Genomic DNA, 24,141 nt, shown 5'->3' on the forward strand with positions numbered 1-24,141 from the left:
AAAGGTAAGTGAGATTGTGAGGCCGTCCAGACCACCGCAAAGAATGGACAGCCATCCAATACGCCGGGCCGCTGCGGGTAAGACTTGATGCCGCGCAAGCAACCGCCGGTGGCACAATCGGTTTCAAATTCATTTCAATAGGGCGATTTGCTCACGGAGACAGCACCATGGCGACGCAAGTGTCAGGCGAAGGCGCAATCATTGAACCGAAAGACGGACTCTCGTATGTCCGCGGATCGACAGAGATTCCGTTGAGCGAAGCGACAATCGGCGAGTTTTTGCGCAGCACCGCCGAGCGCTTTCCCGACCGGCCTGCGGTGGTTTTTCGTGAGCAGCAAATCCGGTGGACCTGGAAGGAGTTCGCCGAAGAAGTCGACATATTGGCCGCCGGCTTCCTGGCGCTCGGCATCGTGAAGGGCGACCGCGTCGGCATCTGGTCGCCGAACCGGGTTGAGTGGCTGCTGACGCAGTTCGCAACCGCGCGCATCGGTGCGGTGCTGGTCAACATCAACCCGGCTTACCGCCTTGCGGAGTTGGAGTACGCGCTGAACAAGGTGGGCTGCAAGGCGATTGTCGCGGCGGAGCGCTTCAAGACGTCGATGTACCTCGAAATGCTGCAGCAACTCGCGCCCGAGCTTGCTACACACGCGCCCGGCGACCTTCACGCGGCACGACTGCCTGATCTGCGCTACGTGATTCGCATGTGCGACACGGAAACGCCCGGAATGCTCACGTTCTCGGACGTGATCGAGCAGGGGCGCGCCACGCTCGACGTCGCGAAGCTCGACGAGATCGGCGCGACGCTCTCGTGCCACGAGGCAATCAACATTCAGTTCACCAGCGGTACGACGGGCAATCCAAAAGGGGCGACGCTCACGCATAGCAACGTGGTCAACAACGCGCGCTATATCGCGATGGCCATGAACCTGAGCGAGCAGGACGCGCTGTGCATTCCCGTCCCGCTATATCACTGTTTTGGCATGGTCCTCGCGGTTCTCGCGTGCGTCTCGGTGGGCGCGAACATGGTGTTTCCGGGCGAGGCCTTCGACCCCGCCGCGACACTCGCGGCCGCCGCGCAAGAGCAGTGCACGGCGCTGCATGGCGTGCCGACCATGTTTATAGCTGAACTGGATCACCCGGACTTTGCCTCCTTCGACCTCTCACGCCTGCGCACTGGCATCATGGCGGGTTCGCCGTGCCCGATCGAGACGATGAAAAAAGTCGTGTCGAGGATGCATCTCAACGAAATCACGATTGCGTACGGGATGACAGAGACTAGCCCGGTCTCGTTCCAGAGTTCGACCACCGACCCGCTCGACAAGCGCACGACCACCGTCGGCCGCATTCAGCCGCATCTCGAAGTAAAGATAGTCGATCCGGTAGGCAACATCGTGCCGGTGGGCGAGACCGGTGAGCTATGCACGCGCGGATATTCGGTGATGCAAGGCTATTGGGACGACGAGGCGAAAACGCGTGAAAGTATCGTGGACGGCTGGATGCACACCGGCGACCTCGCTACCCTCGACGCCGAGGGTTATTGCAACATTGTCGGTCGCCTCAAGGACATGCTGATTCGTGGCGGCGAGAACATCTATCCGCGCGAGATCGAGGAGTTTCTTTTCCGCCACCCGAAGATCCAGAGCGTGCAGGTTTTCGGCGTGCCAGACAGCCGATACGGCGAAGAGGTGTGCGCTTGGGTTGTCCTACGTCCAGGTGAACAGGCCACAGCTGAAGAGATCCAGCAGTTCTGCAATGGCCAGATAGCGCACTACAAGGTGCCGAAGTACATCCGGTTCGTCGACGAACTGCCAATGACGGTAACAGGCAAAGTGCAGAAGTTCGTCATGCGTGAGCGCATGATCAGCGAACTGAAGTTGCAGGAAGGGAAGACGGCCTGACGTGCCCCGGCCAAAGCCATGAGTGCGCGATACGCGGTGACCTGACCTGCTTGGGAGCGGGCCCGCGCAGCGAGGTGCTGCCGACGCCAACCGCCGCATACGCCGCCAAACAGCAAGTTGCGCCTAAAAGCATGTAAAACATGCCATCTTGCACTGCGCAAACGTTTGGCTAGACGAAAAAAAAGCGGGCCTGGAGCCCGCTAAAAACCACACGCTACGGGGTTAGCGCGAGGAGACCAATGTAGGAACCGACTGAGACGACGACCCGGCGTCGACTACGGTCCCAGCAGGGATGCCCCTTTACAGGGCTTCGGCATACGCCGACCGGCAAGTGCATCGTATCCGCTCACACCATGCACGCAGCCACATCCGTGTTGAAACCGTTGAGGGCATTGTGGGCGAATTAACAAAGGAGCGCCGTAACAAAGTGTTTCAGGTTGTAACGCCCGCCAGATAAGGCGCTGAGGGATTTATTGCGGAATTCAAGGGCTAAAAAAGTAATATATACCGATGACTGCACGGCAATTTAATACGACCGTTTAATGATATTCGCGAAGCATAGCGCCGCATAAAGCGTTAAGTCGATTCCGCATGAAATAGTTGCGTCTTCATCTTTCTGACAATAAACCGTTGTTGTTACAACTGGTTCCCGGTACCGAAAATATCGCGCTCAGTGGCCGGCGCAGTTGAGTGCGGCGCAATAAACGCCCCGCCACCTTCAAAAATGTAAGGGACGGTTCACGAATTGACCCGCCGGTCACCTTTGTTTACCTCTAGCCAGGCTTTTCCCTGCTGCCGTTACATGATGCGACCGGCAAACCGTCCCTATATAGCGGCGCGGCCGCCGACCTTCCGCAATCACCCGAGAAAGAACGCGGCCGAGCAGCATGGCTCACTTCAGCCACTTGTCCAGCACGGCTTGATATTCACCCGTCGCCCGCGCGAAATGCAGCCACTGATCAACGTACTGTTGAAACGCCACATCGCCGCGAGGCAGCAGCCACGCTTTCTCCCCATACTGGAACGGCTTCTGTGGATGCACGGCGCACAGGCCGGGATTCAGCTTTTGCTGCAGCAGGGTTTCGGACGCGTCGGTCACCATCACGTCGGCCTTGCCAGCGAGGATCTCCTTGAAGATCGTCACGTTGTCCGGATAAACAGTCATCGAGGCGTGCGACAGGAACTGCTTTGCGAAACGTTCGTTCGTGCCGCCCGGATTGACGATTACACGCGTTCCCGGCTGGTCGATCTGTGCGACGGTCTGGTATTTGTCGACGTCGTCGCATCGGACAATCGGCGTCTTGCCGTCCACCATAAACGCCTGGGTGAAGAAGGCTCGCTTTTGCCGCTCCAGCGTCGGCGAAACGCCGCCCACGCCGATGTCGCATTTGGCCACGAAGTCGTTCATCAGGTTCGACCACGAAGTCTTGACGAATTCCGCCTTGACGCCGAGCGACTTGGCCAGCGATTCGGTCATATCGATGTCGATCCCCTCGAACTGACCGTCTGCCCTATAGAACGAGTGCGGTTTGTAGTCGCCCGTCGTGCATGCGCGCAAGATGCCACGGGCGGGGATTTCATCGAGCCGGGAAGGTGTCGCGGTGGTGGCCGATGCTTGCGCCTGCGCCGCGCCGGTGTAAATGAGAGCGCCCGTCAGGACGCCGAGCAATGCGACTGCTGCCTTATTCATTGAGTCTCCTTAATTGTGCTTTGTTATGGTCAGGCCGCTGGATAATAGCCAGGAGAGTTCCGCTTGAACATTGGCCGTTTGACCAGGTTGCGTCGCTTCCCGCCGACCGGGAAAATGGGCTTCAAACCGTTCGCAAATCACAGTTATTGGCCGCATCAAGCAGGATGGGGTGCGCGCTGTCCGGTAAAATGCCCCTTTGCTCCTAGTCGCACGCAACGTGGCCCATAAACTTCTGAACGACACCTTCCTGCGCGCGCTGCTGCGCCAGCCCACTGACTACACGCCTGTCTGGCTGATGCGGCAGGCGGGTCGTTACCTGCCGGAATACAACGCCACTCGGGCTCGCGCTGGCAGCTTCCTCGGGCTGGCCAAAAACCCCGCGTATGCAACGGAAGTCACGTTGCAGCCCCTTGAGCGCTACCCGCTCGACGCCGCGATTCTGTTCTCCGACATTCTTACCGTGCCGGACGCAATGGGCTTGGGTCTGGAGTTCGTCACGGGCGAGGGCCCGACGTTTGCACGCCCTGTGCGCACAGAAGACGATGTGGCGCGACTCGCGGTGCCCGACATCGACGCCACGTTGCGCTATGTAACCGACGCGGTTCGCGAGATCCGCACCGCGCTGACCGACGCTCAAGGCCGTCAACGCGTGCCGCTGATCGGATTCTCGGGCAGCCCGTGGACGCTGGCGTGCTACATGGTCGAAGGCGGCGGCTCGGCGGACTTCCGCACGGTCAAGTCCATGCTGTACGCACGTCCAGATCTGATGCATCGCATTCTCGAGATCAACGCGAATTCGGTTGCCGCTTATCTGAACGCACAGATCGAAGCGGGCGCACAAGCCGTTATGATTTTCGACACGTGGGGCGGTGCGCTCGCGGACGGCGCCTATCAGCGCTTTTCCCTGCACTATATTCAGCAGGTCGTCAGTCAACTGAAGCGCGAGCACGACGGCGAAAAAGTGCCCGTGATCACCTTCACGAAGGGCGGCGGACTGTGGCTCGATGAGATTGCGGACATTGGCGTGGACGCAGTTGGTCTCGACTGGACCGTCAACCTGCGTAAGGCGCGCGAACAGGTAGGCGCAAAGGTGGCTTTGCAAGGCAACATCGACCCGTCGGTGTTGTTCGCGCCGCCAGCGGCAATCCGAATGGAAGCGCGCGCAGTGCTGGACAGCTTCGGAAATCATCCGGGCCACGTCTTCAACCTGGGTCATGGCATCTCGCAATTCACGCCGCCGGAAAACGTTGCAGAGCTCGTCGACGAAGTCCATCGTCATAGCCGCGCCATTCGCAGCGGCGCACACGCACCGGCTTAAACGCTGTAATAATTGCTGTTTTATGTTGCGATGCAGCGCGCTGGGCTCTGCCACTCAGGAAAAATTCGCACCGTGCGGGCCGTCAGATGGCGGTCTCGCAGTTGTCAAGACTTGACTTATACACATTTATCACGCTGCGGCGCGGTAGAACCTTTAGTCCTGTCCTGACCCTTGCAGAACGCGCATTTATTTGATCTCGGCCTTACGTGGCAAGGGTTTGGCGGCTTCCCGAAGAAGTGTGCGGAACCCCACAGAACGCCGCTGCGGCGCGGTTTCCGGGCTTTCGGAGCGAAGTTCTCAACAAAGTTATCCACAGGCAGCCGGGGTCGAGAGCAATTGTTCAGCGGAATCCAAAACTTAGCGGCGAAATTGAAGCTTTACTTTAACTTCGGTTGCTCGCCCCAGAGTGGGGCAATCTCGATTGCCACCTGCGGCGCAATGACGCCATTCGCCCTTGCCAGCATCCGCGCAGCCGAATGAGTGAAGCGTTCGTCCGCGTCGCACTGGACCATCCACTGCCGACCCTGTTTGATTACCGCTGCGATTCGTCACAGTCGCCCGTACCGGGAACGCTCGTTAGCGTGCCGTTCGGCAAACGCGACGTGGTAGGCCTCGTATGCGAAGTGACTGGTCACAGCGAGGTTCCCGCCGATCGTCTTAGGTCGGTGAACGGCGTTTGCACCGCATGCCCGCCGCTGTCGGCTGAATGGCTCGCGCTTGCTTCGTTTGCTGCCGATTACTATCAACGTGGACTTGGCGAAGTGGCGTTGCCGGCGCTTCCGCAAGCGCTGCGTGACGCCTCGCGCTGGTCACGGCTGCTCGCGCCGGAAGAGCGCTACAGGCTCACGCCGGAAGGCCGCACGACCTTGCCCGACGCTTTGCCCGCGCGCGCGACTGCGCTGCGAAACCTGGCGCAGGCGCTTGCCGCCGGCGAGTTTTTGAGCGCCGCCGACGCCCGCGGGCTGCACCCTAAAGCTATCTCCACGCTCGCCGCATGGCAAGCCGAGGGCTGGGTCGCGCTCGACGTGGTCGATGCCGCCACGGCGCCTCCTGCCGCCGCGGCCACGCCGGCGCCGCCGCAGTCGCTTCCTACGCTCACAGACGAACAAGCCGCCGCCGTCGAAGCGATTCGCGACGCGCACGGCTTCGCGCCGTTCCTGTTGCATGGCGTCACAGGGAGCGGCAAGACAGAAGTCTATCTACGCGCGCTCGCCGAGATTCTTGCCGCCAATGCAGACGCGCAAGCGCTGGTGCTGGTGCCCGAAATCAACCTGACACCGCAGTTCGAAGCGGCTTTCCGCGCCCGCTTCGCGGCGCTTGCGGACACAGCCATCGTCACGTTGCACAGCGGTCTTGCCGAGGGAGAGCGCGCGCGCAACTGGTTCGCGGCGCATGCGGGCCACGCGCGCATCGTGTTGGGCACGCGCCTCGCGGTGCTCGCGTCGCTGCCCCGGCTCGCCATCATCGTCGTGGATGAAGAGCACGATCCGGCTTATAAGCAGCAGGAAGGGCTTCGCTACTCGGCGCGCGACCTCGCCATCTATCGTGCAAAGCAGCTTGGCCTGCCGGTCGTGCTGGGATCGGCCACACCGTCGCTCGAAAGCTGGTGGCAGGCGGATCAGGGGCGCTACAAGCGGCTTACCTTGTCGCGCCGCGCGGTCGCCGATGCAGTGCTGCCCACGGTGCGCCTGATCGATCTCGAGGACGAGCGGCGGCGCGGACGCGCTTCAGTGGAAGGATTGTCCGGCCCATTGATTGCCGCGCTGAAGACGCGGCTAGAGCGCGGTGAACAGAGTCTCGTGTTTCTGAACCGCCGTGGCTACGCGCCACAGCTTGCTTGCGATGCCTGCGGATGGGTCGCCGGTTGTCCGCGTTGCAGCGCGTATGTCGTTTTGCATAAGCCGGAGCGCGCGCTGCGCTGTCACCATTGCGGTTGGGAGTCGCGAATTCCGCGCTCATGTCCCGAGTGCGGCAATGTCGACGTTGCACCCATGGGTCGCGGCACCCAGCGCGTCGAAGAAACGCTCGCGAGCGCGGTGCCCGGCGCTCGCGTACTGCGCATCGACGCCGACAGCACCCGCCGCAAAGGCAGCGCGCAGGCGCTCTTTTCCGACGTGCATGCGGGCGAAGTCGACATTCTGGTCGGCACGCAGATGATCGCAAAGGGGCACGACTTCCAGCGCGTGTCGCTAGTCGGCGTGCTGAATGCCGACACCGCACTGTTTTCCCACGACTTTCGGGCGAGCGAACGCCTCTTCGCGCAACTGATGCAAGTCAGCGGCCGCGCCGGCCGCGCGGGTTTGCCAGGTGAGGTGCTGGTGCAGACGCGCTATCCGCGCCATGCGCTTTATCACGCGCTTGGGCGCCACGATTACGTCGGCTTCGCCAATTCGACGCTGGCCGAGCGGCGCGACGCGCATTTGCCGCCGTTCGTGTACCAGGCGTTGCTCCGTGCGGAAGGCCGCACGCTCGAAGCTGCGCTCGCTTTTCTGCAGCAGGCCGCGGCCGAATTGACGGGCATTGCGGCTGCCGAACGCGTGACCGTCTACGACGCAGTGCCGCTCACCATCGTCAAGGTGATGCACGTCCACCGCGCGCAGTTGCTGATAGAAAGTGCGTCGCGCGCGGCGCTGCAGGCCACGTTGCGCGCGTGGCAGCCGTTATTGCGCGGGTTGAAGGGCGTGCTTCGCTGGAACCTCGAAGTCGACCCGCTCGATATTTGAGCCGGCGTCTCTGCTGCCGGTTTGCGTCGGCGCGACTCGGATCAGCAAACACTCACTATCGACAGCGGCTGCGCGCGCTCCGGGCGCGCGCTCGGACCGTGTTCGAATAGCTTGCGGCGGAAGTCGCGGCGCGCGTGCGTGTTCGCGTACCCAACACTGCCGATGCCCGCGACGAAACGTGCGCGCCGCGTGCCGCGAGTTGTCGATAGCGTGCGGAAGATCTGTAGTCGCTGGAACAAAGCATGGTGGATCTCACAGTGTTCACTTCTCACTTCCCGGCAGCAACGGCCGGCAGACCTCACAAACGCGCCGCCAACCCGCCCCCGGCAAGCCAGCCAGGCCAGGCATCCGTTAACACCGCGCAGGTAATCGCGCCGCCGCTGCGCTCAGTCGTTCAACGCCGCCTGCGCGTCACCGGATGATGCAGCCGACGTCGCACGTCCCCGACCTTCGGACGCATCACGTTTGTCTGAGCCGCCCGTCGCGCCGCGGATAAACAGCACAGCGCAGGTTGCGCACATCGCCCAGATGCCCAATACGACCAGCCACTTTTCCATTTCGCTTGTCCTCACCCCGTACCGTTTTTGTGCGCGCATGACCCCGCGCCCGCTATGTCCTCTATAACGGCGCGCCTGCCGGTTTGATAAGGGCTCGAAGAAAAGAAATCTGGCCAGGGAAAATACCGATCCTTACCGGCCTTCGCGCTTTCACGAAGACTGGCCGGAAAGCCGCGCCGGGCAAGGGATTCGGCAAGGTGCAACCGTTTCGCTATGCCGGTTGCACCTTTTTATTGGGAGGCGTACGATTCGGCCAACTTTTGTCTTTCGCCAGCATTTCGTCTGGTATCCGAAGAAGGAAACATGGCTAGCACCACCCTTGGCGTCAAGGTCGACGACCTCCTGCGTTCCCGGCTGCGAGATGCCGCCACCCGCCTCGAACGCACTCCGCACTGGCTGATCAAGCAGGCGATTTTCGCGTACCTCGAAAAGATCGAGCAGGGACAACTGCCGCCGGAACTGTCGGGCGTGGCAGGTTCCGCCGACATGGCTGACGGCGCGTCGGTCGAACCGGACGAGGACGGTGCGGCGCACCCGTTCCTCGACTTCGCGCAGAACGTGCAACCGCAATCGGTGTTGCGCGCGGCAATCACCGCGGCATATCGCCGGCCGGAGCCGGAATGCGTGCCGTTCCTGCTGGGTCAGGCGCGTTTGCCGGCCAACCTCGCAGGCGACGTGCAAGCGCTCGCCGCGAAGCTCGTCGAAACGCTGCGCGGCAAGAGTAAGGGCGGCGGCGTCGAAGGGCTGATCCACGAATTTTCGCTGTCGAGCCAGGAAGGTGTCGCACTGATGTGCCTCGCCGAAGCCCTGTTGCGTATTCCCGATCGCGCGACGCGCGACGCGCTGATCCGCGACAAGATCAGCAAGGGCGACTGGAAATCGCACGTCGGCCAGGCGCCGTCGCTGTTCGTCAACGCCGCAACCTGGGGCTTGATGATCACCGGCAAGCTGGTCACGACCAACAGCGAGACGAACCTTTCGTCGGCGCTTACGCGGCTGATCGGCAAGGGCGGCGAGCCGCTGATCCGCAAGGGCGTGGACATGGCGATGCGCCTGATGGGCGAGCAGTTCGTCACCGGCGAGAACATTTCGGAAGCGCTGGCGAACAGCCGCAAATACGAAGCACGCGGTTTCCGCTACTCGTACGACATGCTCGGCGAAGCGGCGACGACCGAAGCGGACGCGCAGCGTTACTACGCCTCGTATGAGCAGGCGATCCACGCGATCGGCAAGGCGGCTGGCGGCCGCGGCATCTACGAAGGTCCGGGCATCTCGATCAAGCTCTCCGCACTGCATCCGCGTTACTCGCGCTCGCAGCAGGAGCGCACGATGAGCGAGTTGCTGCCGCGCGTGCGTTCGCTTGCGATCCTCGCGCGCCGTTACGACATCGGCCTGAATATCGACGCCGAAGAAGCCGACCGCCTCGAAATCTCGCTCGATCTCCTGGAAGCGCTGTGCTTCGATCCGGAGCTCGCCGGTTGGAACGGTATCGGTTTTGTGGTGCAGGCTTATCAGAAGCGCTGCCCGTTCGTGATCGAATACATTGTCGACCTCGCGCGCCGCAGCCGTCACCGCATCATGGTGCGCCTCGTGAAGGGTGCGTACTGGGACACCGAAATCAAGCGTGCGCAAGTGGATGGCCTCGAAGGCTATCCGGTCTACACGCGCAAGATCTATACGGACGTGTCGTATCTCGCATGCGCGAAGAAGCTGCTCGGCGCGCCCGACGCGGTGTACCCGCAATTCGCCACGCACAACGCGCACACGCTGTCGGCGATCTATCACCTCGCGGGCAACAACTACTATCCTGGTCAGTACGAGTTCCAGTGCCTGCACGGCATGGGCGAGCCGCTTTACGAAGAAGTGACGGGCCCGCTGTCCGCAGGCAAGCTGAACCGTCCGTGCCGCGTGTATGCACCGGTCGGCACGCACGAAACGCTGCTCGCGTATCTCGTGCGACGTCTGCTGGAGAACGGCGCGAACACGTCGTTCGTCAATCGCATCGCCGATGAAAACGTCGCGATCCAGGATCTGATCGCCGATCCGGTCGAAGAAGCGTCGAAGATCGTTCCGCTCGGTGCGCCGCACGCAAAGATTCCGCTGCCGCGCAATCTGTACGGCGCGGAGCGTCTCAATTCGATGGGTCTCGATCTGTCGAACGAGCATCGTCTGGCGTCGCTGTCGTCGGCGTTGCTGGCGAGCGCGAATCATCCGTGGCGCGCCGCGCCGATGCTAGCCGACGATCAGATGGTTCTGGGCAATGCGCGCGACGTGCGCAATCCGGCGGACCATCGCGACCTCGTCGGCACGGTGGTCGAAGCGAGCGCTGAACATGTGAGCGCCGCATTGGCGCACGCGGTTGCTGCAGCGCCGATCTGGCAAGCAACTCCCGTAGAAGCGCGTGCCGATTGCCTCGCGCGTGCCGCCGATCTGCTCGAAGCGCAGATGCATACGCTGATGGGCCTCGTGGTGCGCGAAGCGGGCAAATCGCTCGCGAACGCGGTGTCGGAAATTCGCGAAGCGATCGACTTCCTGCGCTACTACTCGACTCAGATTCGCAGCGAATTTTCGAACGACACGCATCGTCCGCTTGGACCTGTCGTGTGTATCAGCCCGTGGAATTTCCCGCTCGCGATTTTCATGGGCCAGGTGGCCGCCGCACTCGCAGCCGGCAACACCGTGCTCGCGAAGCCGGCTGAGCAAACGCCGCTGATCGCCGCCCAGGCCGTGCGCATTCTGCGCGAAGCCGGCGTGCCTGCCGGTGCCGTGCAACTGCTGCCGGGCGATGGCGAAACGGTGGGTGCCGCGCTCGTCGCCGACCCGCGCACGCGTGCGGTCATGTTCACCGGTTCGACCGAAGTCGCGCGTCTCATCAACAAGACGCTGTCGGGCCGTCTCGACCCGGAAGGCAAACCGATTCCGCTGATCGCCGAAACAGGTGGTCAGAACGCGATGATCGTCGATTCGTCGGCGCTCGCAGAACAGGTCGTGGCGGACGTGATGCAGTCGTCGTTCGACTCGGCCGGTCAACGTTGTTCGGCGCTGCGCGTTCTCTGTTTGCAGGACGACGTTGCGGACCGCACGCTCGAAATGCTGACGGGGGCGATGCGCGAACTGACGGTGGGCAATCCGGATCGCCTGTCGACCGACGTCGGTCCGGTGATCGACGTTGACGCGAAGCGCGGCATCGACGCGCATATCGCGGCAATGCGTGAGAAGGGCCGCAAGGTCGAGCAACTGCCGATGCCGGAGGGTTGCGCGCAAGGCACGTTCGTGCCGCCGACGCTGATCGAGCTCGACAGCATCGACGAATTGAAGCGCGAAGTGTTCGGGCCCGTGCTGCATGTGGTGCGTTACCGCCGCAGTCAGCTCGACACGTTGCTCGAGCAGATCCGCACGACAGGTTATGGCCTGACGCTCGGTATCCATACGCGCATCGACGAAACCATTGCTCACGTGATCAGCCGCGCGCATGTCGGCAACATCTACGTGAATCGCAACGTGATCGGCGCGGTGGTCGGCGTGCAGCCGTTCGGCGGCGAGGGTTTGTCGGGTACTGGGCCGAAGGCCGGCGGCGCGTTGTATCTGCAGCGTCTGCTCGCGACGCGTCCGGCGGGCTTGCCGAAGTCGCTCGCGCAGGCGCTGATCGTAGATGTACCGCAAGCAGCCGAAAAAGGCGACAATCCGTCCGCCGCGCTGACGGCGTTGCGCGACTGGCTGATTGCCGAGCGCGAGCCGCAACTTGCTGCGCGTTGCGACGGTTACCTGTCGCATATGCCGGCTGGCGCGACCGCGGTGTTGTCGGGGCCGACTGGCGAGCGCAACACTTACACGCTGGGTGCGCGCGGCACGGTGTTGTGTATCGCATCGACCGCGAGCGGTGCGCGCGCGCAGTTTGCCGCCGTGCTGGCTACGGGAAATCGAGCGTTGTTCGAAGGCGCGGCTGGGGAACAATTGGTGACGCAGTTGCCCGCATCGCTGAAGTCTTATGCGAGCGTGCGCAAGAACGCGGAGACGCCGTTCGACGCCGTTTTGTTCGAAGGCGACAGCGACGAATTGCTGACGCTCGTGAAGGAAGTCGCGAAGCGTCCCGGACCGATTGTGTCGGTGCAAGGCGTCGCGTCGCGCGCGCTGGAGAGCGGCGACGAAGACTACGCGCTCGAGCGTCTGTTGACGGAGCGCTCGGTCAGCGTGAATACGGCAGCCGCCGGTGGTAATGCGAATTTGATGACGATCGGTTGAGCGAACCTCATCGATTACTGGCAAGAAAACGCCGGGCCGCCCCAAGTTTTCTTGCGCCCCCTCGGGGGGCCTGGCGCGATGCGCCAGGATTTGGGGGCGGTCATTAGAACGGAAGCGGTAACGGCGATCCCGAAAGCCGCTCCATCCACACCTGGTACCAAGGAGAAGATATGCAACACAAGATGACACAGCTGGCAGGCGCAGCACTGGTTGCGGCGATGTCGCTGGCGGGGACGGCCAACGCTCAATCTACGGACGACGTGAAGATCGGTTTCGCCGGTCCGATGACGGGCGCGCAGGCGCACTACGGCAAAGATTTCCAGAACGGCATCACGCTGGCTGTGGAAGACATCAACGCAACGAAGCCTGTGATCGGCGGCAAGCCGGTTCGCTTCGTGCTCGACTCGGCAGACGACCAGGCTGACCCGCGCACCGGCACCACCGTCGCGCAGAAGCTGGTGGACGACGGCATCAAGGGCATGCTCGGCCACTTCAACTCGGGCACCACGATCCCAGCTTCGCGCATCTACGCGAACGCTGGCATTCCCGAAATCGCAATGGCAACGGCGCCTGAATACACGCAACAAGGTTTCAAGACCACGTTCCGCATGATGACGTCCGACACGCAGCAAGGTTCGGTCGCGGGCACGTTCGCGGTCAAGACGCTTGGCGTGAAGAAGATCGTGATCGTCGACGACCGCACGGCTTATGGCCAGGGTCTGGCGGATCAGTTCGAGAAGGCGGCGAAGGCAGCGGGCGGCACGATCGTCGATCGTGAATACACGAACGACAAGGCCGTGGACTTCAAGTCGATCCTGACCAAGCTGAAGGCAGCCAATCCGGACCTGATCTATTACGGCGGCGCGGATTCGCAAGCAGCACCCATGGTCAAGCAGATGAAGGCGCTCGGCATCAAGGCGCCGCTGATGGGCGGCGAAATGGTTCACACGCCGACGTTCATCCAGATCGCGGGTGACGCAGCGAACGGCACGGTGGCATCGCTCGCCGGCCTGCCGCTGGAAGAAATGCCGGGCGGCAAGGACTACGTCGCCAAGTACAAGAAGCGCTTCAACGAAGACGTGCAAACGTACTCGCCGTACGCTTACGACGGCGCAATGGCCATGTTCGCAGCAATGAAGAAGGCTAACTCGACGGACCCGGCCAAGTACCTGCCGGTGCTCGCCAAGACGTCGATGCCGGCTGTGACGTCGTCGAACCTCTCGTACGACGCCAAGGGCGATCTGAAGAACGGCGGCATCACGCTGTACAAGGTTGTCGACGGCAAGTGGACGACCCTGCAAAGCGTTGGCGGCAAGTAAGCCTCTCTTTGCAGATCGATCCGATCTTGAAGACCCCGCTTCGGCGGGGTTTTTTTATGGATTGTCGAAGAAGGCGCTTTTCCCTCGCACCGTTGCGCTTACTCCCCGCGCAACTTCCTCCCCTGCTCCCGAATCTGCTCCAAAGTCGCGCCGGGCGTGCTCGCCTCCTGCGGCATACGGATCTCTATCACCGCCGCGCATTTCGCCTCCAATGAACGCTGTAACGCCGGCAGAAAATCTTCGGTGCGTTCAACGGTTTCGCCGTGCGCGCCGAACGATCGCGCGAATGCCGCGAAGTCCGGATTCGTGAGCCCGGTGCCGTGTACGCGATTCGGATAGTGCCGCTCCTGATGCATGCGGATCGTGCCGAAGTGACCGTTGTTCACGACGATGAACAGCACATGCAGGTCGTATTGCATCGCCGTCGCGAGTTCCTGCGCGGCCATCATGAAGCAGCCGTCGCCCGCCAGCGCGACCACCGCGCGTTGCGGATAGAGCGACTTCGCCGCGATCGCCGCCGGCACGCCGTAGCCCATCGCGCCACTCGTGGGCGCAAGTTGAGAGCGGTATTGACGATACGAAAAGTGCCGATGCAACCACGTCGCGTAATTGCCGGCGCCGTTGGTCAGTATTGCGTCATCGGGAAGATGCGCGCGAAGTTGCTGGATCACTTCGCCCATTTGTACGTCGCCGGGAATCGGCCGAGGTTTGCGCCACTCGAGATACGCGCGATGCGCTTCTTCCGCCGCGCCCGCCCACGTCAGCGTATGGGCGGAGGGTTCCAACGCTGCGAGCGCTGCCGCAAGTTCAGGCATGCCGGAGACGATGGGCAGATCGGCGGCATACACCCGCCCCAGCTCTTCCGCGCCTTGGTGCACGTGAACCAGTGTCTGCTTTGTCTTGGGAATGTCGAGCAACGTATAACCGTTCGTCGTGGCTTCGCCGAGGCGAGGACCCAGCGCGAGCAGCAGGTCGGCATCGCGGATACGATTGGCCAGCGCCGGATTAATGCCGAGTCCCACATCGCCGGCATAGTTCGGATGCTCGTTATCGAGCGTGTCCTGGAAGCGGAACGCAAGGCCGACAGGCAATTGCCAGTTCTCGACGAAGCGTTGCAAGTCCGCGCAGGCCACGGGCGTCCAACCGCTTCCGCCTGCGATCACCATTGGCCGTTGCGCGCTCTCCAGCAATTCGCGCAGCTTGTCGATCTGCGCGGTTGAGGGCGACGCAGCCACGCGCTGATATCGCGGCGCGCCCGGTACGGCGTCGCATGCGTCGCTCAACACGTCTTCGGGCAAAGACAGCACCACGGGTCCCGGCCGCCCGGAAGTCGCCGTGTAGAACGCATGACTCAGATATTCGGGAATGCGCTTCGGATCGTCGATCTGCGCGACCCATTTCGCCATCTGACCGAACATGCGCCGATAGTCGATCTCCTGGAAAGCCTCGCGATCGAGATGCTCGCGCGCGCACTGACCGATCAGCAGGATCATCGGCGTGGAGTCCTGAAACGCGGTGTGCACGCCAATCGATGCGTGCGTCGCACCCGGTCCTCGCGTGACGAGCGCGACGCCCGGGCGCCCGGTCAGCTTTCCGATCGCTTCCGCCATGTTCGCGGCCGCCGCTTCGTGACGGCAGACAATGGTCTGGATGCGCTCCGTTTCGTCGTGCAATGAATCGAGCACCGCGAGAAAACTCTCGCCGGGCACGCAGAAAACACGTTCGACACCGTGTGTGAGCAAAGCGTCGACAACGAGGCGCGCGCCAGTGGTTCGAGCGGCGGCAGGATCGGAAACGGGAGCATTCGGTTGCGACATTGCGATGAGGCCTCCAGACAGTGCATGAGTGCGGTTGCGTCGGTATCGACTGCGTGATCGGCCGACCGGCGCCCCGACAGCTTACGCTGGGAGCGCACCCGGTGTCACGGCGCAGCGCAACGGGCGCTCACACAGCGGGCGCGGCTAGCAAACATGCAAACGTGCAAACAAAAAACGCGGACCCTGGGGCCCGCGTCTCGTTCACTTCGCAACACGCCGCGTTGCCGACCAACGATCAGCAACGGACATCCTGCAGTCAAGCATCAACATTCGACGATATTCACCGCCAGACCGCCGCGCGACGTTTCCTTGTACTTCGTCTTCATATCCGCGCCGGTTTCGCGCATGGTCTTGATGACCGAATCGAGCGACACGTAATGACTGCCGTCGCCGCGCAGTGCCATGCGCGCTGCGTTGACGGCTTTCACCGACGCCATTGCATTGCGCTCGATGCACGGAATCTGCACCATGCCGCCGACCGGATCGCACGTCAGCCCGAGGTTGTGCTCCATGCCGATTTCCGCCGCGTTTTCGACCTGCTTCGGCGTGCCGCCCATCACGGCGGCGAGTGCGCCGGCAGCCATCGAGCAGGCGACGCCGACCTCGCCCTGGCAGCCGACTTCGGCGCCGGAAATCGACGCGTTCAACTTGTACAGAATGCCGATCGCAGCCGCCGTCATCAGGAAGTCGATCACGCCTTGCTGGTTCGAGCCGGGCATGAACCGCGTGTAGTAATGCAGCACGGCGGGAATGATGCCGGCCGCGCCGTTGGTGGGCGCGGTGACGACGCGGCCGCCGGCCGCGTTTTCTTCGTTGACCGCGATTGCGTAGAGATTGATCCAATCGATCATCGACAGCGGATCGCGCAGCCCAAGCTCAGGGTTGCCCGATAGCGCTCGATACAACTGCGGCGCGCGGCGCTTCACCTGAAACGGGCCGGGCAGGTTGCCGTCCGCGTCCGGATTGTTGATGCCGCAGCCTCGCGACACGCATGACTGCATCACGTCCCAGATCTTCAGAAGGCCTGCGCGGGTCTCCTCTTCCGTGTGCCAGACCCGCTCGTTTTCCCACATCAATTGCGCGATGCTTTTGCCGGTCGATCCGCACAGCGCGAGCAATTCGTTGCCGGTGCGAAACGAGTGCGGCAATTGGTCGACGGCGGCAAGAACCTTGGTATTCGGTGCGCCGGCCGTCACCACGAAGCCGCCGCCCACCGACAGATACGTCGATTCGCGCAGCGTCTCGCCTTGCGCGTCGAACGCGCGCAGCTTGAGCCCGTTCGGATGTTCGGGCAGCGCTTGCCGGTAGAACGAGATGTGATCCTTCTGCACGAACGGCACTTCATGCGTGCCGAGCAGTGCAAGCTTGCGCGTGGTGCGCACGGCTTCGAGCCGTTGCGCGATCGTGTCGGGGTCCACCGTGTCGGGTGCGTCGCCCATCAGACCGAGCATTACGCCGCGATCCGTGCCGTGCCCTTTGCCTGTTGCGCCGAGCGACCCGTAAAGATCCGCTTTCACCGACGCGGTGTTCGGCAGCAGCCCGTCGCGTTCGAGCCCTTGGGCGAACATCAGCGCCGCGCGCATCGGCCCGACCGTATGCGAACTTGACGGACCAATGCCGATTTTGAAGAGATCGAACACGCTGACTGCCATTACTGCTCCCTGCTGATGAAAGTTGGTTTAGCGCGCCGGCATCGGCAAACACACGGCGAGCCACGCGGGTGGCGTCGGCGCAAGCCGCAGCGCAATCGGCGTATAGCGTCCGTCGAGACGCGCCGCCAGATGAAACAGTTCCGTCGCGTTCTTCGGGTCCCACTGACCCGAGTAGCCGGGCAAGCCGGCTTCGCGACGTTTTGCGTCGAATGCGACGCTCGAATGCACGAATTCCTCATGCGTCTTGCTGCCCTCCGCGTACGGCGAGAGCCAGTTCAGCGCGGCTTGCAGCGACGCGCCGTTCGCACCCTTCTCCGGCAGCCAGTTGCGGTTGTGGCGGCGGGCGGCGAGCGCGGCGGTGACGAGCGGCTGCAGATCGTAAGTGACATAGTGCAGCGCGTCACGTTCGCTGAAATCGATCGTGGAGCCGTCCGGCTCGATGTTGTCGCCAATATGCTCGGCAAAGAGACGCTGCGCCGCATTGATCATTTTGCGGTTGTCGAGCGTGAAAGCCGCCATGGCTATCAGTTTGATCCGGTGACTTTGCCAGTTGTTCCGGTAAGTGCCCTTCAAAGGACGCGGCTGGTCGTCGATATCGGCGATGTAGCCGTTCGCGAGCTTCGCCAGAAACGCCATCGACGCGTTACGCGTTTTCACAGGCAGCGCACTCGCCGTCATGTCGTACGCGAGGATCAGCCCTTCGAAATGCGTTTCGTCGATTGGATTGAAGCTCGGCTGATAGGTCGTGACCCACGCGTACAGCAAACGGTCGACGAGCTTCAGATACCGGTCGTCGCTGGTGGCGCGCCATGCGAGCGCCGCGTCCCGCAACAGGTCGAGATCCTTCTCGGCTTCGACGCTCTGGTCGTAGATGCCCTCGTGCGGCAGCGTGCCTTCCGTGTGCAGTTTGGCTTGCGCGTGAGGCTTGTCGCCCAGATGCGCGAGCACATTGCTCACCAATGCCTTGACGCCGGGATCGGCATTCGTGCGCTCGCTGGTTTGCCAGGCGGGCGCTGCGCAAAAATTCATCGCCGCCTGCGCATGCCGAAGCGGCAGCAACACGGCTGCGCCGGCAAGCACGCATGCGCATGCGTGCCGCCACGTTGGGACCCGCGTTGTCCCGGCCGGGCTTTGCATCAATCGCACCTTTCGCACCATGCGAAACTCCTCGTTGGGCTGATTCGGTGTGTGATGTTAGCCGTTTGCGGCCTCCAGCGACAGAACCGCGCACCGCACGCTACAGGCTGCGGGCGGCGCGCGGCGACGGCCGGGTGTTACTCGTAATCCGCAACCGGCACGCACGAGCAGAACAGGTTGCGATCGCCATAGACGTTGTCCGCGCGGCCGACCGGCGGCCAGTACTTCTTCGCGATCAGCGTGGGCAGCGGATAGGCGGCGGTTTCGCGCGCGTACGCATGCTTCCACTCGTCCGCGATGACGACTGCAGCCGTGTGCGGGGCGTGCTTCAGCGGATTGTCTTCCCGGTCCGAGCGGCCTTCTTCCACAGCGCGAATTTCGTTACGGATCGCGATCATCGCTTCGATGAACCGGTCGAGTTCTTCCTTCGATTCCGATTCGGTCGGCTCGACCATCAGCGTGCCCGGCACCGGAAAGCTCATGGTGGGCGCATGGAAGCCGTAGTCGGCGAGGCGCTTCGCGACGTCGTCCACAGTGATGCCGCTGGTTTCCTTGATCGGACGCAGATCCAGAATGCACTCATGCGCGACGAGTCCGCCCGGGCCCGAATACAGCACCGGATAGTGCGGCGCGAGTTTCTTCGCGACGTAGTTCGCATTGAGGATCGCGGTCTCGGTCGCGGCGGTGAGGTTTTTCGCGCCCATCATCGCGATGTACATCCACGAGATCGGCAGGATCGACGCCGAGCCGTACGGCGCGCCCGACACTGCGCCAATGCCGTTGGGCGCGCGTTCGTAGCCCGACGAAATCTGGTTCGGCAGGAACGGCGCGAGATGCGCGCCGACCGCAACCGGACCGACGCCCGGTCCGCCGCCGCCGTGCGGAATGCAGAAGGTCTTGTGCAGATTCAGGTGCGAGACGTCGCCGCCGAACTGGCCCGGCGCGGTCAAGCCGACCATCGCGTTCATGTTCGCGCCGTCCACATAGACCTGACCGCCGCGCGCATGCACGATCTCGCAAATTTCGCGGACGTTCTGTTCGAACACGCCATGCGTGGATGGATACGTGATCATGATCGCCGCGAGCTTGTCGGCGTGCTGGTCGGCCTTCTTCTTCAGATCTTCGACGTCGACGTTGCCTTGCGCGTCGCACGCAACGACCACGACCTGCATGCCGGCCATTTGCGCCGACGCCGGGTTCGTGCCGTGCGCCGAAGCTGGAATCAGGCAGACGTTGCGATGCGCTTCGCCGCGCGACGCATGATATGCGTGGATGATCAACAGGCCGGCGTATTCGCCTTGCGAGCCCGCGTTCGGTTGCAGCGAAACCGCTGCGTAGCCGGTTGCGGCGACCAGCATTTCTTCGAGCTGATCGATCATTTCGCGGTAGCCGACGGTTTGCTCAGCCGGTGCGAACGGATGAATCTGGCCGAACTCGGGCCACGTGACCGGCAGCATTTCCGACGTCGCGTTCAGCTTCATCGTGCACGAACCGAGCGGGATCATCGACCGGTCGAGCGCGAGATCCTTATCCGACAAGCTGCGCAGATAGCGCAGCATTTCCGTCTCCGAATGATGACGGTTGAATACGTGATGCGTGAGATACGCGCTCGTGCGTTCGAGTGCGGCCGGCACCGAGGCCGTGCTGGATGCCGTGATCGCGGCGTCGAGCGTGTCGACTTGCGGCGCGTTTTTCGCACCTGCGGCTTGGGCGAACACAGCCAGCAGATCGCCGAGATCGCGACGCGATGTCGTTTCGTCGATCGACACGCCGACTTGCGTGTCGCTCACGCGGCGCAGATTGATGCGCTTCGCTTTGGCCGCGTCGTGCAACGCTTGCGTGCGTGCGCCGGTGTCGAAAGTGAGCGTATCGAAGAACGTTTCGTTAACGAGCGTGTAGCCAAGCTGCTTCGCACCTTCCGCGAGCAACGAGGCGATGCGGTTCACGCGCAACGCGATTGTCTTGAGACCGCGCGGGCCGTGGTACACCGCATACATGCTGGCCATGATCGCGAGCAGCGCTTGCGCCGTACATACGTTCGACGTCGCTTTCTCGCGGCGAATGTGCTGTTCGCGCGTTTGCAGCGCGAGACGCAGCGCGGGATTGCCTTGCGCGTCGACGGTCACCCCGACGAGACGGCCCGGCATCTGGCGCTTGAATTCGTCGCGCACGGCGAGGTAGGCCGCATGCGGGCCGCCGAAGCCGACCGGCACGCCGAAGCGCTGCGTGTTGCCGACGGCCACGTCCGCGCCCCACTCGCCCGGCGGCGTAAGCACGGTCAGCGCGAGCAGGTCGGCGGCGACCACCACGTGGCCGCCCGCTGCGTGGATCGCCTCGGTCAGCGCGCGATAGTCCCGCACGTCGCCGTTCACGCCCGGATATTGCAGCAGCACGCCGAATGCATTTGCGTTCGCGGCTTCCGCTGCGGGGCCCACTTTCACTTCGATGCCGACCGGCGTGGCGCGCGTTTTCACCACTTCAATGGTTTGCGGCAGCACGTCGTCGGCGACGAAGAATACATTCGACTTCGGCTTGCCCACGCGTTGCAGCAGCGTCATTGCTTCAGCTGCGGCGGTGGCTTCGTCGAGCAGCGACGCGTTCGAGATCGCGAGACCTGTCAGGTCCACGATCATTTGCTGGAAGTTCAACAGCGCTTCGAGGCGGCCTTGCGAGATTTCCGGCTGATACGGCGTGTACGCCGTGTACCACGCGGGATTCTCGAGCACGTTACGCAAGATCACCGTCGGCGTGTGGGCGTTGTAGTACCCCTGCCCGATGTACGAGCGGAACACCTGGTTCTTGTCCGCGAGTTCGCGCAGCGCGGCGAGCGCTTCAGCTTCGCTCTTAGGCTGTGCAAAGGGGCCGAGCGGCAGCGGTTCGGTGCGGCGGATCGTCTTTGGAATGACGGCGTCGATCAGCGCGGCGCGCGACGCGAAGCCCAAGGCTTCGAGCATCGCTTCCTGGTCGGCCGCATCCGGGCCGATATGCCGTTCAGCGAAGGCGTCATGCACTTCGAGCGCGGCGAGCGAGAGAGGAGTGCGGTTCATCAGACGATCCGGGTGTTCGAGCTTCATGGTGTTCCTGGCGGTGCGGCTGTCCGTGCTGGACCGTTCGAAACCTGGCGCTGTGCGCAAGGTCTCCTGAAGGAGCAATCCCAAAGGGATTTTCTTCAGCGCGCGGTCCCGTGTGTTTCGCGAGGGACGCGCCGCACCTGTCGGGTTATATAAAAGTGAATCAGGCGCCGATCGACTTCGAGTACGCGTCCGCGTCGATCAAACGATCCTGTGCTGCGTCCGAGGCCGGCTTGATCTTGAAGAGCCAGCTTTCATACGGGGCGCTGTTGACCGAATCGGGCGTGTCGGCAACGGCGGTGTTCGCTTCAATGATTTCGCCGGAAACCGGCGCGTAAATGTCCGAAGCGGCTTTGACCGATTCGATCACGGCGACGGTATCGCCGGCCGTGACGGTCTTGCCCAGTTCCTGTACTTCGAAGAAGACGATGTCGCCGAGCGCTTCCTGCGCGTGGTCGGTGATGCCGACCGTCAGCGTGCCGTCCGCCTCGGTGCGGACCCACTCGTGCGATTCGGTGTATTTCAGATCGGCCGGGATGCTCATCGGATGCTCCTATGCGGTGTGATTCGATATGGACTAAAAACTGGGAAAAGGACGCACGCGCCGGCTGCTAACAATGCTTCAACTCACAGCGAGTACTTTGCCGTTGCGCACGAACGGCAGTTTTACCACGCTTGCGGGCACGGATTTGTCACGAATCTGAACATGAACCGTGTCGCCCGGTTGCACGCCTTTCGGCACCCGCGCGAAGGCGATGGATTCCTGCATGGTCGGGGAGAAGGTGCCGCTGGTGATTTCGCCTTCGCCGTGCGGCGTGACGACCTTCTGATGCGCGCGCAGCACGCCTGCGGCCTTGCCGTTCTCCTTCAGCAGGATCAGACCGACGAACGCCGCGCGCGAGCCGTCCGCTTCCAGCCGGTTCTTGCCGACGAAGTCGCGCGCGGAGGTCAGGTCGACGGTCCACGCGAGACCGGCGTCGAGCGGCGAGATGTTGTCGTCCATATCCTGGCCGTACAGGTTCATGCCGGCTTCGAGACGGAGCGTGTCGCGCGCGCCGAGACCCGCCGGGCGCACGCCCTGTGCTTGGAGCGCGTTCCACAACGCGACGACGTGATCGGCCGGGACGATGATCTCGAAGCCGTCTTCGCCGGTGTACCCGGTGCGTGCAACGGTCAATTCGCCGAACGGTGTCGATTCGACGCGCGCGGCGTTAAAGGGCTTGAGTGTTTCGGTGGCAGAGCGGATGGCCGGGACGGTTTGCCAAACCTTCTCACGCGCGTTCGGACCTTGCACGGCGACGATCGCGAGATCGCGGCGCGGCGTGATGGTCAGACCAAAGCCGCCTTCGTTGAGCTGCTTGAACCACGCGATGTCTTTGTCGGCGGTGCCCGCGTTGACCACCACGCGGAAATGATCTTCGCCGAAGTAATAGACGATCAGGTCGTCGATTACACCGCCGTCCGCGTTCAGCAGGCACGAGTACAGCGCGCGCCCAAGCGTTTGCAGCTTCGCGACGTTGTTGGCGAGCGCATGCTCGAAGAACCCGCGCACGCGTTCCCCGGTGAAGTCGATGACGCACATGTGCGAGACGTCGAACATGCCGGCGTCGGTACGCACGGCGCGGTGTTCGTCGATCTGCGAGCCGTAGTTGACGGGCATGTCCCAGCCGCCGAAATCGACCATGCGAGCGTTGAGCGCGCGATGGGTGGCGTTGAGCGGAGTGTGTTTGAGTTCGGTCATGGGGCCTCGGGCGTCTCGCGAAACAAAAAAGGCCATGCAGAGCCGCGCCTCGCGGCCTGCTGGCTGCGAGCGTGGTTCTGCATGGCCCCTCTGTCCTCGATACCTGAGAGATTGCGCTGCCGCGGCGACGTTGATTCGTCACGGCGGAACGCGCGCCCCTTCGGTGGGCAGCTTGCCGGATCTGCACGACATTGCGATGCAGACGGCTACTGCCGCTCTCCAGAGTGCGAAAAACGGCGCCTTGATGTTGCGTGTGTTACGTGGCGGCCGGTCTTTCGACGCGTTCGGTCCTTTTGCCTGAGAGTTTGCGGGTGTGCCCCTTCGGCGGCGCGGCCTGCGAAAATCAGCGGCCCGCGCGCTCTCCCGACGCGTGCGGCGAATGTACGCGAGGGCCGGAGGCTTGTCAAATGAACGGTTTATTCGCCGTCATTCGTCCTCGTTCGCCCTGATTCGTCCTTATTCGCCCTTACTCTCCGATCGCATGCGCCGCGCCGTCCAGTTCCTGGTTCAGCACACGCTGTTCGTCGGGGGATAAGCCGCCGCCATGTTGCCCGGCCATTTCGTGCGCCTCGCGCCGGATCACATCCAGCCTATGATGCAACGCATCGCCTTGCGGCGGCGGGTAATAGCCTTGATTGACGCGATTGTCGATACGGCGGCTCAGATTGTCGATGCGGCCGTCGACCTGATGCAGGCGTTTATCGGCGATCTGTTGCGGGCTTGGACGCGGCGGCGGCTCGGTCTGCGGTGCTACCACACAGGCGGCGAGCGAACTCAGTAATACGCATGCGGCGAGGGCGCGGATGGGACGTGACATGAACTCTCCGTGAAGTCGTTGTGGTTTTGCGGTGCTACAGGCGTAGCAACGGATCACGGCAGACGAGCGCTGACCCGGACGGCCCGCTCTTTTGTAACGTTATATTGCTTTCCGCTTTGTCAGTTTTGCCGGCGCGGCACTTTACGCCGCGCCGGCAAC

General features: G+C 62.8%; 14 protein-coding genes and 2 riboswitches. Of the genes, 5 read left to right on the forward strand and 9 right to left on the reverse strand.

Features of this window, described 5'->3' with window-relative positions; translation table 11 throughout:
• Window positions 1–167 precede the first annotated feature (167 nt).
• Entirely contained in the window at window positions 168–1,898 is a 1,731-nt protein-coding gene (locus tag SB753_RS21550) for an AMP-binding protein (RefSeq protein WP_410801720.1), read from the forward strand.
• 892 nt (window positions 1,899–2,790) lie between these two features.
• Here SB753_RS21550 and SB753_RS21555 read toward each other — a convergent pair.
• Window positions 2,791–3,588 (reverse strand): transporter substrate-binding domain-containing protein, encoded by a 798-nt coding sequence (locus SB753_RS21555; RefSeq protein ID WP_310355404.1) that lies wholly within the window; start codon window positions 3,586–3,588, stop codon window positions 2,791–2,793.
• Window positions 3,589–3,805: 217 nt separating this feature from the next.
• On the opposite strand from SB753_RS21555, the gene hemE reads away from it, so the two are divergent.
• On the forward strand, window positions 3,806–4,906 hold the full coding sequence (hemE, locus tag SB753_RS21560; protein WP_020067431.1) for a uroporphyrinogen decarboxylase: 1,101 nt from the start codon (window positions 3,806–3,808) through the stop codon (window positions 4,904–4,906).
• 476 nt (window positions 4,907–5,382) lie between these two features.
• Complete coding sequence (locus SB753_RS21565; RefSeq protein ID WP_410801722.1) at window positions 5,383–7,629, forward strand: primosomal protein N'; 2,247 nt, start codon at window positions 5,383–5,385, stop codon at window positions 7,627–7,629.
• Window positions 7,630–8,015: 386 nt separating this feature from the next.
• Here the strand turns inward: SB753_RS21565 and SB753_RS21570 are convergent, their stop codons facing one another.
• Window positions 8,016–8,186 (reverse strand): hypothetical protein, encoded by a 171-nt coding sequence (locus tag SB753_RS21570; RefSeq protein WP_167455745.1) that lies wholly within the window; start codon window positions 8,184–8,186, stop codon window positions 8,016–8,018.
• Window positions 8,187–8,489: 303 nt separating this feature from the next.
• Here SB753_RS21570 and putA point away from each other — a divergent pair, with 303 nt between their 5' ends.
• Window positions 8,490–12,428, forward strand: coding sequence for a trifunctional transcriptional regulator/proline dehydrogenase/L-glutamate gamma-semialdehyde dehydrogenase (putA, locus tag SB753_RS21575; protein WP_410801724.1), 3,939 nt, complete (start codon window positions 8,490–8,492; stop codon window positions 12,426–12,428).
• Between the two features lie 170 nt (window positions 12,429–12,598).
• A complete protein-coding gene (locus SB753_RS21580) occupies window positions 12,599–13,747 on the forward strand; it encodes a branched-chain amino acid ABC transporter substrate-binding protein (RefSeq protein ID WP_020067437.1) in 1,149 nt (382 codons plus the stop codon).
• 98 nt (window positions 13,748–13,845) lie between these two features.
• On the opposite strand, the gene SB753_RS21585 is transcribed toward SB753_RS21580, so the two are convergent.
• The 7 genes from SB753_RS21585 to SB753_RS21615 all read right to left on the reverse strand — a co-directional run bounded on the left by SB753_RS21585 (window position 13,846) and on the right by SB753_RS21615 (window position 23,982).
• A complete protein-coding gene (locus SB753_RS21585; RefSeq protein ID WP_410801726.1) occupies window positions 13,846–15,564 on the reverse strand; it encodes a thiamine pyrophosphate-binding protein in 1,719 nt (572 codons plus the stop codon).
• Between the two features lie 263 nt (window positions 15,565–15,827).
• Window positions 15,828–17,216: an L-serine ammonia-lyase gene (locus SB753_RS21590; protein ID WP_410801728.1), complete on the reverse strand. Its 1,389-nt coding sequence runs from the start codon at window positions 17,214–17,216 to the stop codon at window positions 15,828–15,830.
• A gap of 27 nt (window positions 17,217–17,243) precedes the next feature.
• Entirely contained in the window at window positions 17,244–18,374 is a 1,131-nt protein-coding gene (locus SB753_RS21595; protein WP_410801729.1) for an alginate lyase family protein, read from the reverse strand.
• A 116-nt stretch (window positions 18,375–18,490) separates the two neighbouring features.
• Window positions 18,491–21,427 (reverse strand): aminomethyl-transferring glycine dehydrogenase, encoded by a 2,937-nt coding sequence (gcvP, locus tag SB753_RS21600; protein WP_410801731.1) that lies wholly within the window; start codon window positions 21,425–21,427, stop codon window positions 18,491–18,493.
• A gap of 160 nt (window positions 21,428–21,587) precedes the next feature.
• Entirely contained in the window at window positions 21,588–21,968 is a 381-nt protein-coding gene (gcvH, locus tag SB753_RS21605; RefSeq protein ID WP_020067442.1) for a glycine cleavage system protein GcvH, read from the reverse strand.
• 78 nt (window positions 21,969–22,046) lie between these two features.
• Complete coding sequence (gene gcvT, locus SB753_RS21610; protein ID WP_410801733.1) at window positions 22,047–23,165, reverse strand: glycine cleavage system aminomethyltransferase GcvT; 1,119 nt, start codon at window positions 23,163–23,165, stop codon at window positions 22,047–22,049.
• Between the two features lie 80 nt (window positions 23,166–23,245).
• Window positions 23,246–23,398: riboswitch (glycine riboswitch) on the reverse strand.
• A 41-nt stretch (window positions 23,399–23,439) separates the two neighbouring features.
• Window positions 23,440–23,541: riboswitch (glycine riboswitch) on the reverse strand.
• Between the two features lie 90 nt (window positions 23,542–23,631).
• Window positions 23,632–23,982, reverse strand: a complete 351-nt coding sequence (locus tag SB753_RS21615; protein ID WP_410801735.1) for a hypothetical protein — start codon at window positions 23,980–23,982, stop codon at window positions 23,632–23,634.
• Window positions 23,983–24,141: the final 159 nt, after the last annotated feature.

Origin of the sequence: Paraburkholderia sp. SIMBA_053, assembly GCF_046534895.1 — a bacterium.
Classification (GTDB): Bacteria; Pseudomonadota; Gammaproteobacteria; order Burkholderiales; family Burkholderiaceae; genus Paraburkholderia; species Paraburkholderia caledonica.

Coding starts and splice junctions, on each gene's coding strand:
- gcvT (WP_410801733.1), bottom strand. CDS start 23,165: ATGACCGAACTCAAACACACTCCGCTCAACGCCACCCATCGCGCGCTC.
- SB753_RS21565 (WP_410801722.1), top strand. CDS start 5,383: ATGAGTGAAGCGTTCGTCCGCGTCGCACTGGACCATCCACTGCCGACC.
- SB753_RS21580 (WP_020067437.1), top strand. CDS start 12,599: ATGCAACACAAGATGACACAGCTGGCAGGCGCAGCACTGGTTGCGGCG.
- SB753_RS21555 (WP_310355404.1), bottom strand. CDS start 3,588: ATGAATAAGGCAGCAGTCGCATTGCTCGGCGTCCTGACGGGCGCTCTC.
- putA (WP_410801724.1), top strand. CDS start 8,490: ATGGCTAGCACCACCCTTGGCGTCAAGGTCGACGACCTCCTGCGTTCC.
- SB753_RS21570 (WP_167455745.1), bottom strand. CDS start 8,186: ATGGAAAAGTGGCTGGTCGTATTGGGCATCTGGGCGATGTGCGCAACC.
- SB753_RS21550 (WP_410801720.1), top strand. CDS start 168: ATGGCGACGCAAGTGTCAGGCGAAGGCGCAATCATTGAACCGAAAGAC.
- SB753_RS21595 (WP_410801729.1), bottom strand. CDS start 18,374: ATGGTGCGAAAGGTGCGATTGATGCAAAGCCCGGCCGGGACAACGCGG.
- SB753_RS21590 (WP_410801728.1), bottom strand. CDS start 17,216: ATGGCAGTCAGCGTGTTCGATCTCTTCAAAATCGGCATTGGTCCGTCA.
- gcvP (WP_410801731.1), bottom strand. CDS start 21,427: ATGAAGCTCGAACACCCGGATCGTCTGATGAACCGCACTCCTCTCTCG.
- SB753_RS21585 (WP_410801726.1), bottom strand. CDS start 15,564: ATGTCGCAACCGAATGCTCCCGTTTCCGATCCTGCCGCCGCTCGAACC.
- gcvH (WP_020067442.1), bottom strand. CDS start 21,968: ATGAGCATCCCGGCCGATCTGAAATACACCGAATCGCACGAGTGGGTC.
- SB753_RS21615 (WP_410801735.1), bottom strand. CDS start 23,982: ATGTCACGTCCCATCCGCGCCCTCGCCGCATGCGTATTACTGAGTTCG.